The following is a 14,598-nucleotide window of genomic DNA, read 5'->3' on the forward strand; positions in this document are numbered from 1 at the left end:
CAGGGGGTGCGTCGTCTTTGCGAATCCCGGTACGGCGCGTCTCGTCGGGTAGGCCCACCGTAGCAAAGTACATACAAAGGGCCCGGTGACCTCGGTCACCGGGCCCACTCGACACTCGCCCCCGCGCGCGCCGCACCCCACGGACCAAGGACAGCACGGCTCAAGAACAGCACAGGCCAAGGACAGCACGGACCGCAGACCCTACGGCTCAGGGACCGTACGGATCACGAACAGCGCGGGCGCAACAACGCGGACCGGACAGCACGGGCCGGACACCACGGGCCCGACACCACGGGCTACAGGTCGCCCGCTACAGATACAGCCCGGTCGAATCCTCGGTTCCCTCGAACCGGTCCGCCGCCACCGCGTGCAGGTCCCGCTCACGCATCAGCACATACGCCACACCACGCACCTCGACCTCCGCACGGTCCTCGGGGTCGAACAGCACCCGGTCCCCCGGCTCCACCGTCCGCACGTTCTGGCCCACGGCGACCACCACGGCCCAGGCCAGCCGACGGCCGACCGCGGCCGTCGCCGGAATCAGGATCCCGCCGCCCGAACGCCGCTCTCCCTCCGGCGCATCGGACCGGACCAGCACACGGTCGTGCAACATGCGGATGGGCAGTTTGTCGTCGGTGTTCTTCTCACTCACGACCCGCAACCTACCTGTCCGACGCCGCACCGCACGCCTCCGGGGTGCACAGACCGCCGCATCAGTTCTTCCGGCGCTTCCTCGACGTCGCGATCAGCCCCACGACGCCGACCGCGAGCAGCGCCACCGGCACGACACGTTCCAGTCGCGGCGCCCCGTCCTCGGCCACGAACTGAGCCTTCACGTCCGAGACCGCCCGGTTCACCGCGACGTAAGCCCGACCCGCCGTCCGGTCCACCGCCTCGGCGGCCTTGGCCTTCGCGTCGTCCATGATCGTCTTCGGGTGCACCCGCACCCCGATCTCATCGAGCACCACCGCAAGCTGTTCACGCCTGCTGATGATGTCCGCCTCGATCTGCGCAGGGGTCCTGGCATCCGACACCGCGCCGCCTCCGTGGTCCTCGTCCGTCAATCTTCATCGACAGTCTGTCAGCTCGCCCGCCCACGCACCCGGCGGCACCCCTATTACGCTCGGTCCCGTACACCGCACGCGCCACCCGAGGAGAACCATGAGCGAGCGACTCCAGCCCGGCGACACCGCCCCCGCCTTCGCCCTCCCCGACGCCGACGGCAACGAGATCTCGCTCGCCGACCACAAGGGCCGCAAGGTCATCGTCTACTTCTACCCGGCCGCCCTGACCCCCGGCTGCACCAAGCAGGCATGCGACTTCACCGACAACCTGGAGCTGCTCGCCGACGCCGGGTACGACGTCATCGGCGTCTCCCCCGACAAGCCCGAAAAGCTCGCCAAGTTCCGCGAGAAGGAAAACCTCAAGGTCACCCTGGTCGGCGACCCCTCGAAGGAGACCCTCACGGCGTACGGCGCCTTCGGAGAGAAGAAGCTCTACGGAAAAACGGTGACGGGAGTCATCCGTTCCACGATCGTCGTGGACGAGGAGGGCAAGGTCGAACGGGCCCTCTACAACGTCAAGGCCACCGGCCACGTAGCCAAGATCATCAAGGACCTCGGCATCTGACCTTCACATCCGATCCCGGGACCGGACGCCGTGGAACCGATCCCGGGACCGGATCCACGGCGTCCGGCCCCGGCGACCGATGCCCCGCTGCCCGATGACCCCACCGCGACCGAATCCTTCTCGAAGCGGCACGGGCGCGCACAGTAGAGTGGGGCGCGCGGGTCCGTACCCCAGCTGGCCAAGAGGGCGCCGGTTTAGGTCCGGTGTGTCGTGGGTTCGAGTCCCACCGGGCCCACAGCCGAAAAGGGGCCGTCACCTTCCTTCCCATGGTGACGGCCCCTGTCGTCACCCCACCAGCTCCCGCACCACAGGCACCAGGTCCCGGAACGCCCTGCCGCGGTGGCTGATCGCGTTCTTCTCCGCCGGGGTCAGTTCCGCGCAGGTGCGGGTCTCGCCGTCGGGCTGGAGGATCGGGTCGTAGCCGAAGCCGTTGGTGCCGGACGGGGTGTGGCGCAGGGTGCCGGTGAGGCGGCCCTCGACCACGCGTTCCGTGCCGTCGGGGAGGGCCAGGGCCGCCGCGCAGGCGAAGTGGGCGCCGCGGTGGCGGGCGTCGATGTCGGAGAGCTGGGCCAGGAGCAGTTCCAGGTTGGCCCGGTCGTCGCCGTGGGTGCCGGCCCAGCGGGCGGAGAAGATACCGGGGGCGCCGCCCAGGACGTCGACGCAGAGGCCGGAGTCGTCGGCGATGGCCGGGTGGCCGGTGGCCTTCGCCAGGGCGTGGGCCTTCAGAAGGGCGTTCTCCGCGAAGGTGACGCCGGTCTCCTTGACGTCCGGGACGTGGGGATACGCGTCCGCGCCGACGAGTTCGTGGTCGAGACCGGCGTCGGCGAGGATCGCGTGGAGTTCGTTGATCTTCCCGGTGTTGCGGGTGGCAAGGATGAGACGGGTCATGTCCCCCAGTATCGGGGGTGGCGCGTGGAGGCCGTTCAGCGCGTCACGACCGGTCAGGGCGTGCAGATCTTGCCGATCTCCGTGGCGGCGTCGACGACGGGGCTGACGTCGGGGGCGGCATCGCCCTTCTTGAGGGCGTCGCGGACGTTGCCGACGGCGGTTTCGAGGTGGTCGACGGCCTTGCCGAGGTCGGCGTCGCCGGTCGTGTCGCCGAGCCGGCCCAGCTCCTTCTCGATCCGGTCGAGGGCTTCGGACGCCTGGGTGGGGTCGTTCGAGGCGTTGGAGGCGGCCTGTTGGAGGTTGTCGACGCTGGTGGCGATGGCATCGGCGGTGCGTACGCAGTCGAGCGCCTTGTCGACGGCGCCGCAGCCGGTCGCCGCGGCGAGAGTGAGGGCGAGGGTGGTCAGGGTCAGCGCGACGGTGGTGCGGCGGTGGCGAGCGGCCATGGTGCGATTCCTCCCCGGGTGCGGATACGCGGACGGGCGCACGGTTCGACCCGTGCGCCCGTGCTCGTAACGACGCGTTGTGGTGCGTGTGTGGTTGCTTCCTCACTCGCCCGACGTGCGGGCGAGGGCCTCGACCTGGAGGGCGGTGAGCTCGGTGCAGCCCGCGGTGGCGAGGTCGAGGAGGGTGCCCAGTTCCTTGCGGTCGAAGGGGGTGGCCTCGGCGGTGCCCTGGACCTCGACGAAGCGGCCGTCGCCGGTGCAGACGACGTTCATGTCGGTCTCGGCGCGGACGTCCTCCTCGTAGCAGAGGTCGAGGAGGGGGGTTCCGTCCACGATGCCGACACTGACGGCGGAGACGGTGCCGGTCAGGGGCTTGCGGCCGTGCTTGACGAGCTTCTTGCGCTGGGCCCAGGTGACGGCGTCGGCGAGGGCGACGTAGGCGCCGGTGATGGCGGCGGTGCGGGTGCCGCCGTCGGCCTGGAGGACGTCGCAGTCGAGGACGATGGTGTTCTCGCCCAGGGCTTTGAAATCGATGACGGCGCGCAGGGAGCGGCCGATGAGCCGGCTGATCTCGTGGGTGCGGCCGCCGATCCTGCCGCGTACGGACTCGCGGTCGCCGCGGGTGTTGGTGGAGCGGGGCAGCATGGAGTATTCGGCGGTGACCCAGCCTTCGCCGCTGCCCTTGCGCCAGCGGGGGACGCCCTCGGTGACGGAGGCGGTGCAGAAGACCTTGGTGTCGCCGAAGGAGATGAGTACGGAGCCTTCGGCGTGCTTGCTCCATCCGCGTTCGATGGTGACGGGACGGAGCTGTTCGGGGGTGCGGCCGTCGATACGAGACATGGTGTCGACCCTATCGGGTGTGGGGGTGGCGCCCGTTCGGGTGCGCTGCGGGGCCGGGTCGGGCGTGGTACGGGACCGGTCGGGCGCGCTCGTCCGGACGGGCCCGTCCGGGTGCGGCACAGGCACAGGCCCCGTCCGGCGAATCCCAGGGGGCGGGGCGGGGCCTGTGATGACGCCTGGCAGTCGGGCTCAGCCGACGGGCAGGACGCGGGCTCGGCGGGAGGTCTCGCGGGAGGTCCTGGTCACGGTTCTGCGAACAGTGGTGCGGGAGGTCCTGGTCACGGTTCTGCGAGCGGTCGCGCGGGAGGTCCTGCGTACGGTCCGGCCGGTCACATCATGTCTTCGATGTCGGCGGCGATGGGGTCGGCGTCGGTGCCGATGACGACCTGGATCGCGGTGCCCATCTTGACGACGCCATGGGCCCCGGCGGCCTTGAGCGCGGCCTCGTCGACCTTGCCGGGATCGTGGACCTCGGTGCGCAGGCGCGTGATGCAGCCCTCGATCTCGTCGATGTTGTCGATACCGCCGAGCCCGGCGACGATCTTCTCGGCCTTGCTGGCCATGGCGTTCTCCCTGCTTGTTCACGTGCGTGCGACGGCCCACCCTGGGTCCGTTTCGTCACCGTAACGCACGTTTGGCCCAGCTTCGCGGGCAAGTGACCCGTTCATCCTCAATGATGACGATCATCGGCGGCCTGTCCGCCGGGGGGGTTACGCACCGCGCCTCAAGCGGTCTGCACCAGGTGCACCGACGGGCGAACGCACCGTGTTCCGGGGAGGACACCGATGAGCTCCAGCAGTGCCGCGGCACCGCGGAAGACATGGTGGAACAGCTTTTTCCAGGGCCTCCAGAAGATGGGGCGCAGTCTCCAGCTGCCGATCGCCGTCCTGCCCGCGGCGGGCATTCTCAACCGGCTGGGCCAGCCGGACGTGTTCGGTGACGAGGGTCTGGGCTGGGGCGACGTGGCCAAGGTGTTCGCGGCCGCGGGCGGTGCGCTGCTCGATTCGGGGCTCGGTCTGCCGTTGTTGTTCTGTATCGGCGTGGCGATCGGCATGGCGAAGAAGTCAGACGGGTCGACGGCGCTCGCCGCGGTGGCCGGCTTCCTCGTCTACTACGCGGTGCTGCACGCCTTCCCGGTGGACTGCGCGCCGGGTTCGACGTTCACATCGGGCGGCACCTGGTCCGGTACCTGTGTCACGAAGGACGCCCGGGTCACGCCGGCCGAGTACCAGAATCCGGGGGTGTTCGGCGGGATTGTGATGGGACTGCTGTCCGCCTGGTTCTGGCAGCGCTATCACCGGGTCAAGCTGGTGGACTGGCTGGGCTTCTTCAACGGTCGCCGGCTCGTACCGATCATCATGGCGTTCGTCGGACTGCTCTTCGCGGCGCTGTGCGCCTGGCTCTGGCAGCCGGTCGGGGACGGTCTGACCAGCTTCTCCAAGTGGCTGGTGGATCTGGACTGGGCGGGCTCCGGCCTCTTCGGCATCGCCAACCGCGCACTGCTGGTCATCGGCCTCCATCAGTTCCTGAACACGTTCACCTGGTTCCAGTTCGGCGACTTCACCAAGCCCGACGGGACGGTGGTGCACGGTGACATCAACCGGTTCCTGGCCGGCGACCCGACGGCCGGGCAGTTCACCTCGGGCTTCTTCCCGATCATGATGTTCGCCCTTCCGGCGGCGGCGCTGGCGATCTACCACTGCGCCAAGCCGCATCGCCGCAAGGCGGTCGGCGGCATGATGCTCTCGGTCGGCCTGACGTCGTTCGTGACGGGCATCACCGAGCCGATCGAGTACTCGTTCCTCTTCGTCGCACCGCTGCTGTACGGGATCCACGCCGTGCTCACCGGTGTCTCGATGGCGGTGACCTGGGCGCTCGGGGTCAAGGACGGCTTCAGCTTCTCGGCGGGTCTGATCGACTACGTCATCAACTGGAGCCTGGCGACCAAACCGTGGCTGATCATTCCGATCGGCCTGGCGTTCGCCGCCGTCTACTACGCGATCTTCCGGTTCGCGATCACGCGGTTCAATCTCCAGACCCCGGGGCGGGAGCCCGAGGAGGTGGAGGAGGAGATCGAGAGGGACCTCACGAATTGACTTCCGCTCTCCGGCCTAAAGGCCGGGGATTCCTACCACGGTCGGCTGACCGTCTCGGTGGGTTCCTGTTTCACCGCGCTGCGCCGGGACGAGTCCCGGTCTTACCCGCGCTCCGCAGGCTGACACGGCCAGTCCGGCCGCCTTGGCGACGTTGACCGCCGCGTTGATGTCCCGGTCGAGGACGGCCCCGCAGGCCCCGCACTCCCACACGCGGATGTGGAGGGGCTTGGGGCCGTCCTTGACGCCGCACTGCGAGCACACCTGGGAGGTGGGCTCGAAGCGTCCGATGCGGTGGAAGGTGCGCCCGTACCGGGCGGCCTTGTACTCCAGGATCGCGACGAACGCCGACCATCCGGCGTCGTGGACGGACTTGGCCGTGCGTGTACGGGCGAGCCCCTTGACCGCCAGGTCTTCCACTGCAACCGCTTGGTTCTCACGGATGATCTCGGTGGAGAGCTGGTGGTGGAACTCCCGCCGTGCGTCGGCCACCCGTGCGTGAGCGCGGGCAACCCTGAGCCGGGCCTTCGCCCTGTTGTTGCTGCCCTTGGCCTTCCGGCTCAGGGCTTGCTGTGCACGCTTGAGTTTCTTCTCTGCCCGCCGCAGGAAGCGCGGGGAGTCGGTCTTCGTTCCGTCCGAGAGGATCGCGAAGTGCGACAGTCCCAGGTCGATGCCGACCTGACCGGTCGCCTCGGGCAGCGCCTCGTCCGGGCCGGTCTCGACCACGAACGAGCAGAAGTACCGACCGGCCGCGTCCTTGATCACAGTCACGGTCGACGGAGTGGAGGGCAGGGCGCGGGACCACTTCACCCTTACGTCGCCGATCTTCGGCAATGACAGATCCCCACCAGGGGTGATCTTCCAGCGGGCGTTGGCGGTGAACCGTACGGCCTGCCGGCTGTCCTTGCGGGACTTGAACCGGGGCGGCCCCATCTTCGGACGCTTTCCCTCAAGGCCGTCGAAGAAGTTCTTGCAGGCGGTGTCCAAGTCCCGAAGGGACTGCTGGAGAACTACGGCGGAGACCTCGCCGAGCCAGGCACGTTCCTCGGTCTTCTTCGCGGCCGTGACCTGCTTCGACAACTCGGCCGAGGTCACGAAGGGCAGCCCGGCGGCGCGGGCGGCCTCACGAGCCCGGAGGGCATCGTTGTAGACCACCCGCGAGCACCCGAACGCTCTGGACAGCGCGGAGCGCTGAGGACCGTTCGGGTACATCCGGAAGGAGTACCGAAGCTGCACGTCGATCACCGTAATACAGTTGGTTCATGGCTGACATGCAGAACATCCGCACAGGCAGGCACTGCACCTTCGCCCTCCATGCCCACTTGGTTTTCGTGACGAAGTACCGGCACGAGGTCTTCAACGACACCCACCTCAAGCGCATGGAGGAGATCATGCGCGCCGTCTGCACCGACTTCGAGTGCGAGCTGATCGAGTTCAACGGTGAGAACAACCATGTCCACCTGCTGGTGAACTTCCCCCCGAAGGTGGCCCTGTCCAAGCTGGTCAACAGCCTCAAGGGCGTCAGCTCCCGCAGGCTCCGCCAGGAGTACCCGGAACTGCTCCGGCACTACTGGCGAGCCCAGCGGCTGTGGTCCGGCTCATACTTCGCCGGGTCGGCGGGCGGGGCTCCGCTGTCGACAGTCCATCAGTACATCGAGCAGCAGAACCGTCCGCTGTGACCAGCGGGTCGGAGCAGGTCTGAGAATCGCTTCACCACCAGGCTGAAGCCCGGTGCACTGCGATGAGACCCGGTAGCACGTCGGACGGCGTTTGGGCCCGATCGGCGCAGACCTTCGGAAACTGCCGTCCGGTCCAGGCGGAGGCGGGACGAAGGAGCTTGGAGAGGAGGCAGGACGGCGGGGGCGAAGCAGGCGCGGCGCGGCAGGCCGCGGGGCGCGGTCCTCGGAGTACGTTTCAGATGGCGTAGACGGCGCCCGCCGCCGCCACTTCCGCCGGACCGTCGAAGACCGCGCGGGCGTCCGCCAGGTTGCGGTCGGCGTCGGTCCACGGCGGGATGTGCGTGAGGACAAGCCGTCCGACTCCGGCGCGGGCGGCGATCTCGCCCGCCTCGCGGCCGTTGAGGTGGAGGTTTGGGATGTCCTCCTTGCCATGGGCGAAGGATGCTTCGCAGAGGAAGAGGTCGGCTCCTTCGGCGAGTTCGTCCAGCGCTTCGCAGGTCCCCGTGTCGCCGGAGTAGGTGAGCGAACGGCCGCCGTGCTCGATCCGGATGGCGTAGGAGTCGACGGGGTGGCAGACCTTCTCGACGCGGACGGAGAAGGGGCCGATCGCGAACGAGCCCGGCTTCAGCGTGTGGAAGTCGAAGACCTCGCCCATCGCCCGCTCGGACGGGGTGTCGCCGTGGGCCGTGGTCAGCCGCTGCTCGGTGCCGTCGGGGCCGTACACCGGGAGCGGGGCGGCGCGGCCGCCGAATCGGTAGTAGCGGACGACGAAGTACGCGCACATGTCGATGCAGTGATCGACATGGAGATGGCTCAGGAAGACGGCGTCGAGGTCGTAGAGACCGATGTGGCGCTGCAGCTCTCCGAGGGCGCCGTTGCCCATGTCGAGGAGCAGCCTGAAGCCATCGGCCTCGACGAGGTAGCTCGAACACGGTGATACCGCGGACGGGAACGAGCCGGAGCAGCCGACGACGGTGAGCTTCATGGAGCGTGAACCTCCGGGACGCGGGGGCCGGGACGCGGGAAGGGGGAGGGTTCGTGCGATCTGTTGAGCGGTCCGTCGAGCGTAAGGTGCGAAACCGCCGGTCGCTCCTCCGCGGCCGTCCGTTGTGGGGGAACTCACCTGTGCTGTCACCGGTTCGACGGAAGGGCCGGGGGCGCCGGTACCGTCGGGGCATGAACATGTCCTGGTGGTGGATCGCGTTCGGCGTGGTCGTGCTGCTCGCGCTCGTGGTGGCCGTGGCCGACGGGCGTGGCCGGGGCGGGCGGCGGCCCGGTCGTTCCGATGGTGCGGCGCGGGCGCGCTCGGGCAGCCGTCCGGGCGGGCGGACACGTCCTGCGGCGGGGCCGGGGCGTGTGCCGGAGAAGGGGCGTGGGCCGCGGCCGGGTGAGATCTGGTGGGCCGAGGTGCCGTACGAGGACGGGCCCGGGGCGAAGGACCGGCCCTGTCTGGTGCTGCGGGTACGGGGTGGCTCGGCGCTCGTCGCGAAGATCACCAGCAAGAACCACGGGGGTCGGCCGGGCGTGGTCGCGCTGCCGGCCGGGGCGGTGGGGGACGCGCGGGGGCGGGCGAGTTTCCTGGAGACGGACGAGTTGCGGGAAGTCGCCGTGCGGGTGTTCCGACGGCGGGTGGGGGTCGTGGACCCGGAGGTGTGGGAGCGGGTCCGGAAGCTGGGGTGATGCTTCGCCCCGGCTTCACGAGACGGGCGAAGCGTTGGTAGGCGTACGGACGGAAGGTCGGCGGCGGGCCCCGACCGACGACGGGCTGCCACGACCGATGGCGGGCCCGTGCGGGACCGGGCCGACGACCGGTTCGTACGGGGACGGCCCGACAACCGGTCCCGTACGGGTCCGGTCCCTACGCCCAGAGCTGGCCGTGCAGTGTTTCGATGGCGGCCTCGGTCGTGGGGGCCGTGTAGACACCCGTGGACAGATACTTCCAGCCGCCGTCGGCGACGACGAAGACGATGTCGGCGCTCTCCCCCGCCTTGACCGCCTTCTGTCCGACTCCGATGGCAGCGTGGAGCGCGGCACCGGTGGAGACGCCCGCGAAGATGCCCTCCTGCTGGAGCAGTTCGCGGGTGCGGGTGACCGCGTCCGCCGAGCCGACGGAGAAGCGGGTGGTGAGGACCGAGGCGTCGTAGAGCTCGGGGACGAAGCCCTCGTCGAGGTTGCGGAGCCCGTAGACCAGGTCGTCGTAGCGCGGTTCGGCGGCGACGATACTGACGTCGGGCTTGTGCTCGCGCAGGTAGCGGCCGACGCCCATGAGGGTGCCGGTAGTGCCGAGACCGGCCACGAAATGGGTGACGGACGGGAGGTCGGCGAGGATCTCCGGGCCGGTGGTGGCGTAGTGGGCGCCCGCGTTGTCGGGGTTGCCGTACTGGTAGAGCATGACCCAGTCGGGGTGCTCGGCGGCCAGTTCCTTGGCGACGCGTACGGCGGTGTTGGAGCCGCCCGCCGCCGGGGAGGAGATGATCTCGGCGCCCCACATGGCGAGCAGGTCGCGCCGTTCCTGGGAGGTGTTCTCCGGCATGACGCACACGATGCGGTAGCCCTTGAGCTTGGCCGCCATGGCGAGCGAGATGCCGGTGTTGCCGCTGGTGGGCTCCAGGATGGTGCAGCCCGGGGTCAACCTGCCGTCCTTCTCCGCCTGTTCGACCATGTGGAGCGCCGGGCGGTCCTTGATCGAGCCAGTGGGGTTGCGGTCCTCCAGCTTGGCCCAGATCCGGACGTCCTCGGACGGTGACAGCCGCGGCAGGCGGACGAGCGGGGTGTTGCCCACCGCGGCGAGCGGGCTGTCGTACCGCATCAGCGCATTCCTGCCTGCCGCCCGACCACCGCTTCGACCGGGCGCGGCTTCGCCCCGGCGGCCCCTCCGGCGACGGCAGGGAGGATGGTGATGCTGTCGCCGTCGCTGAGTTCGGTGGAGATGCCGTCGAGGAAGCGGACGTCCTCGTCGTTGAGGTACACGTTCACGAAGCGGCGGAGCTCGTCGCCGTCGACGATGCGCTCACGGATGCCGTTGTGGCGGCTGTCGAGGTCCGTGAGGAGGTCGGCGAGGGTCGCTCCGTTGCCCTGGACGGCCTTGGCGCCGTCGGTGTAGGTGCGGAGGATGGTCGGGATGCGGACCTCGATGGCCATGGCGTGGGCTCCTGTCGGAAGCTCGGAAGCGGAGAACGGAGAAAGGGAGCGGAGAACGGAGAAAGGGGAGGAGCGGGGGTGTGGCGGTGGTGCGGGGGGGCGGCTCGGCCCGCGCGCGGGGGCATCGGGTCGTGACCGGGTCCTCGGGCGGAGAGCCCCCGGTTCAGGCCCTGCGGCCGTCGGGCCGGCGGTTCGTACAGATCGCGCTGGAGAGCCTGCACAGGTCGACGTGCAGCCGCGCGACGAGCAGCATGCCCGGCGTCTTGTCGCTCACGTCAGGGGGAACCATGCGGTCATCGTATCGATTCCCGGTCGACGAATAAGAGTGTGATCTCACCTGCTGGATGGATGGTGCTCGACAGATGGACGGGGCCGGGCGCGACCGGCCTCGTCCACCCCGCCGGGTGCCGGATCAGGCGGGTTCGTACGCCTCGACGACCTGGACGTCCTCCTCGGCGATCTCGCCGTCCACGATGCGGTAGGAGCGGAACTGGAAGGGGCCCGCGTCGTCGGTGTCGGCGGTGGAGACGAGGACGTAGTGGGCGCCGGGCTCGTTGGCGTACGTGATGTCGGTGCGCGAGGGGTACGCCTCGGTCGCGGTGTGGGAGTGGTAGATGATCACCGGCTCCTCGTCCCGGTCGTCCATCTCCCGGTAGAGCTTGAGGAGGTCGCCCGAGTCGAACTCGTAGAAGGTGGGCGAGCGGGCGGCGTTGAGCATGGGGATGAACCGCTCGGCGCGGCCGGTTCCGACGGGGCCCGCGACCACGCCGCACGCCTCGTCGGGATGGTCGGCGCGGGCGTGCGCGACGATCTGGTCGTAGAGCGCCTGGGTGATGGTCAGCATGGCGCCAGGATAGGCATGCCCGCCGCACCGTATCGAGAAGTGGTACGACGGGGCCCGCATCGTGGACATTGTGAACAGTGGCGGCCGGTCGGACCGGCGGGCGGGGCGCCCCGAGGCCGACTGCGACCGGTCCGAACCGGCAGCCGATGGGCGTCCCGCGTCCGGGCTGCGACCGGTCCGGAACGCCGTCGTCCCGTGGCCGTGCCCACTCGCCCGCGGTGACGCCGACTGATCCTCATCTGCGCCGGCATCGGGCGGGGACGCCCGGTGACACGGAGGCGGCCGTTCAGGTGACGAAGGGCACGGCAAGTAGGTGACGGGGACGTGCGGCGAGCGGCCGACAGGGCGCGGGGAGGGCGCCGTGCCCGTTACGGCGTCATCGTCTCCACGAGGGTCTCCTGGAGGGCGCCGAGCCAGAGGTAGGCCATGACCATCGGCTTGCGCGGATCGCTGTCGGGGAGCCGGTAGAGCGAATCGGCCCCGCCCTCGTCCTCGTCCGAGACCTCCAGGCGGGTGCCGATGGTGAGCCGGAGGTCGTTGAGAGCGCCGAGCCAGTTGCGGCACTCGTCGCCGGTGAGTGTGAGCACGGCGCCGCCGTCCCCGCCGACGGACAGGGCGTCGAGGGTGCGGACGACGGTGAGCGCGTCGTCCCGCTTGCGGGCGCGCAGGTCGTTCTCCGTGAAGCGGCGGAACTCGGCGGAGGCGGAGCGCAGTTCGCTGTCGTCGTCGCCGTACGCGTCGGGGAAGAGGCGGGCCAGGGCGGGGTCGTCGGGCCGTTCGCTGGGACCCTCGGCGAAGAGGGCGGCGAGCGGGTCCGCGCCCTCGGCGGGTTCGTCGCCGGGACCGACGAGTTCCAGCAGTTGGACGGCGAGGGAGCGCAGGATCGCGATCTCCACCTCGTCGAGTGCGACGGCCGCGCCGCCGTCGGGGGTGGCCTCGAAGTGGCCGGCCATGGGTTTACTCCGATGATGGTTCGGGCGGGGCGGGGCTCGGGCTTGCCGGATGGACGCTACGGGAGGGCAGGGGCCGCAAGGGACGCACCAGCCGCGGAAAGGACGCTGTCCCTGCGGAGGGCGCCGCCCGCGCGCAAGGCACCGGCTGCACGGGAGGCACCGCCCGCGCGTAAGGCGCTGTCCGCGGGGAGGGCACTATCCGCGGTCCTGGGTGAGGGTGGCCCACAGCCCGTATCCGTGCATGGCCTGGACATCGCGTTCCATCTCCTCGCGGCTGCCGCTGGAGACGACGGCACGGCCCTTGTGGTGGACGTCCAGCATCAGCTTGTGCGCCTTGTCCTTGGGGTACCCGAAGTACGCCTGGAAGACATAGGTCACATAGCTCATGAGATTGACCGGGTCGTTGTGGACCAGCGTCACCCAGGGGACATCGGGCTCGGGGACGACAACGCTCTCCTCGGCCGACTCGGGACGCTCGATCTCTGTAGGGGCGACGCTCACCTCTCCCATGCTGCCACCCGGGAGGGGACGGCGCACAAACGACCCCGACATCTCGTCACTCTGACGAAATAGGGGTAGCATCCGGCACATGAACTCTGCGGACCTTGGCCGACGGGTCGGCGTGCCGTCGACCGCGCTCTTCACCGACCAGTACGAGCTCACCATGGTGCAGGCCGCGCTGAAGGCCGGCACGGCGGACCGTCACTCGGTCTTCGAGGCGTACACCCGCCGGTTGCCGGAAGGGCGGCGTTACGGCGTCGTCGCGGGCATCGGGCGGGTGCTGGACGCGGTGGAGAACTTCCACTTCGACGACGAGATACTCACGTTCCTGCGCGAGCGGAACATCGTGGACGGGCCCACGCTCGCCTGGCTGGCCGACTACCGCTTCAGCGGTGACATCTGGGGCTACCAGGAGGGCGAGGTGTACTTCCCCGGCTCGCCGATCCTGCGGGTCGAGGGTTCGTTCGCCGAGTGCGTGCTGCTGGAGACGGTGATCCTGTCGATCCTCAACCACGACTCGGCGATCGCCGCGGCGGCGTCCCGGATGTCCGTGGCGGCGGGCGGGCGCGCGCTGATCGAGATGGGTGCGCGTCGCACCCACGAGCTGTCCGCGGTGGCGTCCGCGCGCGCCGCGTACGTCGGCGGCTTCGACACCACCTCCGACCTGGCGGCGGGCTTCCGCTACCACATCCCGACCGTCGGGACGAGCGCCCACGCCTTCACGCTGCTGCACGACACCGAGCGCGACGCGTTCCGGGCCCAGGTCGACTCGCTGGGCCGGGACACGACCCTGCTGGTCGACACGTACGACGTGGCCGAGGCGGTCCGCGCAGCGGTGGAGGTCGCGGGGACGGAGCTGGGCGCGGTGCGGATCGACTCCGGGGACCTGCTGCTGGTCGCACACCGGGTGCGGCAGCAGCTGGACGAGCTGGGGGCGACGGAGACGAAGATCGTGGTGACGTCGGACCTCGACGAGTACGCGATCGCCTCGCTGGCCGCGGCGCCGGTCGACGCATACGGGGTGGGCACGCAGTTGGTGACCGGCAGCGGGCACCCCACGTGCTCGATGGTGTACAAGCTGGTCGCCCGGGCGGACTCGGCCGACGCCGCGGAGCCACTGCGTCCGGTCGCCAAGAAGTCGCTCGGTTCGAAGTCGTCGACGGGCGGTCGCAAGTGGGCCGCGCGTCGGCTGGACGAGAGCGGGGTGGCCGAGGCGGAGGTGGTCGGCACCGGCCCCGTACCGGCGGATCTCGCCGACCGGCAGCTGCTGGTCGAGCTGGTCAGGGGCGGCGAGGTGGTCGCCCGCGAACCGCTGGACGCGGCGCGCGAGCGGCACATCGCGGCGCGGGCGGCACTGCCGATGTCCGCGGCGCAGCTGTCCCGGGGCGAGCCGGTGATCCCGACCGAGTTCGTGTGACGGAGCGGGCGCCGTCCGTGGCCGGGGGGCGGCGCCGCTCCGGCCACGGACGGCGCCCCTGCCACGCAGGCCGCACGGGTTGCCGCGCCCTCCCCCGGCCGCTCCCGAGTCCCGAAGGGCTCTCCCGTAATCCCTGGCGGGCGTGCGGCGTCCGGGATCACGGGACA

Annotated in this window: 19 protein-coding genes, 1 tRNA gene and 1 riboswitch; of the genes, 6 read left to right on the forward strand and 14 right to left on the reverse strand. The window is 70.0% G+C overall.

What is annotated here, in order from left to right; all coding sequences use genetic code 11:
- Positions 1-5: 5 nt before the first annotated feature.
- Positions 6-69, reverse strand: a riboswitch (guanidine-III (ykkC-III) riboswitch).
- 241 nt (positions 70-310) lie between these two features.
- The gene (locus ACGF2V_RS19570; RefSeq protein WP_362620859.1) at positions 311-613 is read right to left on the reverse strand and encodes a co-chaperone GroES; all 303 of its coding nucleotides are present in this window, start codon (positions 611-613) and stop codon (positions 311-313) included.
- 100 nt (positions 614-713) lie between these two features.
- Positions 714-1,034, reverse strand: a complete 321-nt coding sequence (locus tag ACGF2V_RS19575; RefSeq protein WP_362620696.1) for a DUF3618 domain-containing protein — start codon at positions 1,032-1,034, stop codon at positions 714-716.
- Positions 1,035-1,161: 127 nt separating this feature from the next.
- On the opposite strand from ACGF2V_RS19575, the gene bcp reads away from it, so the two are divergent.
- Both bcp and ACGF2V_RS19585 read left to right on the forward strand, forming a co-directional pair.
- Positions 1,162-1,629, forward strand: a complete 468-nt coding sequence (gene bcp / locus ACGF2V_RS19580; RefSeq protein ID WP_362620698.1) for a thioredoxin-dependent thiol peroxidase — start codon at positions 1,162-1,164, stop codon at positions 1,627-1,629.
- Positions 1,630-1,788: 159 nt separating this feature from the next.
- Positions 1,789-1,864: transfer RNA gene (locus ACGF2V_RS19585), tRNA-Leu, on the forward strand.
- 50 nt (positions 1,865-1,914) lie between these two features.
- On the opposite strand, the gene rdgB is transcribed toward ACGF2V_RS19585, so the two are convergent.
- The 4 genes from rdgB to ACGF2V_RS19605 form a co-directional block, all read right to left on the reverse strand.
- Entirely contained in the window at positions 1,915-2,517 is a 603-nt protein-coding gene (rdgB, locus tag ACGF2V_RS19590) for an RdgB/HAM1 family non-canonical purine NTP pyrophosphatase (RefSeq protein WP_362620700.1), read from the reverse strand.
- A gap of 53 nt (positions 2,518-2,570) precedes the next feature.
- Positions 2,571-2,963 (reverse strand): hypothetical protein, encoded by a 393-nt coding sequence (locus ACGF2V_RS19595; protein ID WP_362620701.1) that lies wholly within the window; start codon positions 2,961-2,963, stop codon positions 2,571-2,573.
- Positions 2,964-3,065: 102 nt separating this feature from the next.
- Entirely contained in the window at positions 3,066-3,803 is a 738-nt protein-coding gene (gene rph / locus ACGF2V_RS19600) for a ribonuclease PH (RefSeq protein WP_362620703.1), read from the reverse strand.
- A 329-nt stretch (positions 3,804-4,132) separates the two neighbouring features.
- Positions 4,133-4,366, reverse strand: a complete 234-nt coding sequence (locus ACGF2V_RS19605; protein WP_362620705.1) for a PTS glucose/sucrose transporter subunit IIB — start codon at positions 4,364-4,366, stop codon at positions 4,133-4,135.
- A gap of 222 nt (positions 4,367-4,588) precedes the next feature.
- Here ACGF2V_RS19605 and ACGF2V_RS19610 point away from each other — a divergent pair, with 222 nt between their 5' ends.
- Entirely contained in the window at positions 4,589-5,899 is a 1,311-nt protein-coding gene (locus ACGF2V_RS19610; RefSeq protein ID WP_362620707.1) for a PTS transporter subunit EIIC, read from the forward strand.
- A gap of 15 nt (positions 5,900-5,914) precedes the next feature.
- Here ACGF2V_RS19610 and ACGF2V_RS19615 read toward each other — a convergent pair whose 3' ends face one another.
- Positions 5,915-7,132, reverse strand: a complete 1,218-nt coding sequence (locus ACGF2V_RS19615) for an RNA-guided endonuclease TnpB family protein (RefSeq protein ID WP_362707379.1) — start codon at positions 7,130-7,132, stop codon at positions 5,915-5,917.
- A 26-nt stretch (positions 7,133-7,158) separates the two neighbouring features.
- Between ACGF2V_RS19615 and tnpA the strand changes: the two genes are divergently transcribed.
- Entirely contained in the window at positions 7,159-7,575 is a 417-nt protein-coding gene (tnpA, locus tag ACGF2V_RS19620; protein ID WP_362620711.1) for an IS200/IS605 family transposase, read from the forward strand.
- Positions 7,576-7,810: 235 nt separating this feature from the next.
- Here the strand turns inward: tnpA and ACGF2V_RS19625 are convergent, their stop codons facing one another.
- Positions 7,811-8,560 (reverse strand): MBL fold metallo-hydrolase, encoded by a 750-nt coding sequence (locus ACGF2V_RS19625; RefSeq protein WP_362620712.1) that lies wholly within the window; start codon positions 8,558-8,560, stop codon positions 7,811-7,813.
- Positions 8,561-8,751: 191 nt separating this feature from the next.
- On the opposite strand from ACGF2V_RS19625, the gene ACGF2V_RS19630 reads away from it, so the two are divergent.
- Positions 8,752-9,255, forward strand: a complete 504-nt coding sequence (locus ACGF2V_RS19630; RefSeq protein ID WP_362707376.1) for a type II toxin-antitoxin system PemK/MazF family toxin — start codon at positions 8,752-8,754, stop codon at positions 9,253-9,255.
- Between the two features lie 178 nt (positions 9,256-9,433).
- Here ACGF2V_RS19630 and ACGF2V_RS19635 read toward each other — a convergent pair whose 3' ends face one another.
- From ACGF2V_RS19635 to clpS, 6 genes are all read right to left on the reverse strand, one after another.
- The gene (locus tag ACGF2V_RS19635) at positions 9,434-10,384 is read right to left on the reverse strand and encodes a cysteine synthase (RefSeq protein ID WP_362707373.1); all 951 of its coding nucleotides are present in this window, start codon (positions 10,382-10,384) and stop codon (positions 9,434-9,436) included.
- Positions 10,384-10,716, reverse strand: a complete 333-nt coding sequence (locus tag ACGF2V_RS19640) for a MoaD/ThiS family protein (RefSeq protein ID WP_362620716.1) — start codon at positions 10,714-10,716, stop codon at positions 10,384-10,386. The genes ACGF2V_RS19635 and ACGF2V_RS19640 overlap by 1 nt, the downstream gene beginning before the upstream one ends.
- Before the next feature lie 163 nt (positions 10,717-10,879).
- Positions 10,880-11,005 (reverse strand): putative leader peptide, encoded by a 126-nt coding sequence (locus ACGF2V_RS19645; protein WP_362707371.1) that lies wholly within the window; start codon positions 11,003-11,005, stop codon positions 10,880-10,882.
- 123 nt (positions 11,006-11,128) lie between these two features.
- Positions 11,129-11,560: a M67 family metallopeptidase gene (locus ACGF2V_RS19650; RefSeq protein WP_362620720.1), complete on the reverse strand. Its 432-nt coding sequence runs from the start codon at positions 11,558-11,560 to the stop codon at positions 11,129-11,131.
- A 368-nt stretch (positions 11,561-11,928) separates the two neighbouring features.
- The gene (locus tag ACGF2V_RS19655; protein WP_362620722.1) at positions 11,929-12,513 is read right to left on the reverse strand and encodes a DUF2017 domain-containing protein; all 585 of its coding nucleotides are present in this window, start codon (positions 12,511-12,513) and stop codon (positions 11,929-11,931) included.
- 195 nt (positions 12,514-12,708) lie between these two features.
- Entirely contained in the window at positions 12,709-13,023 is a 315-nt protein-coding gene (clpS, locus tag ACGF2V_RS19660) for an ATP-dependent Clp protease adapter ClpS (protein WP_073783381.1), read from the reverse strand.
- A gap of 79 nt (positions 13,024-13,102) precedes the next feature.
- On the opposite strand from clpS, the gene ACGF2V_RS19665 reads away from it, so the two are divergent.
- Complete coding sequence (locus ACGF2V_RS19665; protein ID WP_362620723.1) at positions 13,103-14,431, forward strand: nicotinate phosphoribosyltransferase; 1,329 nt, start codon at positions 13,103-13,105, stop codon at positions 14,429-14,431.
- The last annotated feature ends 167 nt before the right edge of the window (positions 14,432-14,598 follow it).

Source organism: Streptomyces sp. NPDC047982 (assembly GCF_043204165.1).
Lineage (GTDB): Bacteria > Actinomycetota > Actinomycetes > Streptomycetales > Streptomycetaceae > Streptomyces.